Here is a 1,065-nt window from a genome sequence, read left to right as displayed (position 1 = left end):
GCTTTTGCCGCTATCGTCATGAATGACCGTGGACGCGAGACCGCTCTCGATGAAACAGAGATGGGAAACTGGCATCCCAACCGCAACTAGCTGATCGCCTGCTCGCAGATCGACGTGTTCCATCCGGCTCAAAAGCCGCGACAGCCCTTCCATACCGAGGGCCTTCAACAGCAAGTTACAAACAAAAACATCTGATCCAAGCATAGCGGTTCGCCCGGTTTGCACCTGCTCGAAAACAACAATATGCCGCAATCATATTAACATCGGAAAATCGCATGGAAACAGCGAGCAAGTTGGGTAAGAATTTGCAGAAATGACCCTTGCCACGTCACGGAGCAGCCGAACTTCAAAATTCTTGTTCCATTCTCCAGTCATCCTCCCGGCCAGCCGGAGATGATGACCATATCCGCGGGAGAAGCTGCTTTGGCGACAAGCACGCGATGAACCCGTTGCCACCTGGCCTCCAGTCCGAGAGCGCCGAAGCGTGGGAACTGCGCAAGCAGGCAGAAGGCTGCAGAGATCTCACCTCTACAGGCATGCCACCTAACCGGCTTTCGGCCAAGCCGAAACACGGGCGCAGATTGCCCTCTTTGGCGAAAGCCCGGAAATGAAGAAGACCGGAAAGGCTACCCACTTGTTGGCCTGCGTGGCGTCTGTTCCAGAAGTGCCGCGGCCGGACGGCATAGACTGGAAGGAATGTTAGGTAAAAGGTACATTTCACATTCGAGCAGCAAGCGATGCTGCGTGCCCTTCCAAACAGCGGTAAAGTGCAGGATTATGCCGGACGCTTGCGAGAAATGCGCCTTCTCGACCCAAGACCTGATCATGGCAATGGCCGCGACGGCCTCCAAGGGGTGACCGTACGGACAAGCCTCGTCTACGGCATTCGCCTTCAATGTCAGGAACAAGCTTTTCAAATCGTGGTTAGGGCCTACCAAACAAGGAGGTTTCAACCATGGAAAAGAACATCGACTTCGGGATCATCGCGCATGAAAATGGATGGGCCGTCGTCATCTCTGATGTCATGAGAGGCGTTTATCCCAGCCGACATCTGGCGCTCGCGGC

General features: G+C 54.8%; 1 pseudogene. It reads right to left on the bottom strand.

The features are described from left to right. Positions 1-204 (bottom strand): annotated as a pseudogene (locus N7578_RS22660) (Crp/Fnr family transcriptional regulator); the annotation flags it as partial. Positions 205-1,065: the final 861 nt, after the last annotated feature.

It is taken from the genome of Agrobacterium tumefaciens, from assembly GCF_031801495.1.
Classification (GTDB): Bacteria; Pseudomonadota; Alphaproteobacteria; order Rhizobiales; family Rhizobiaceae; genus Agrobacterium; species Agrobacterium tumefaciens_K.
This window is presented reverse-complemented; position numbering and strand designations above follow the sequence as displayed.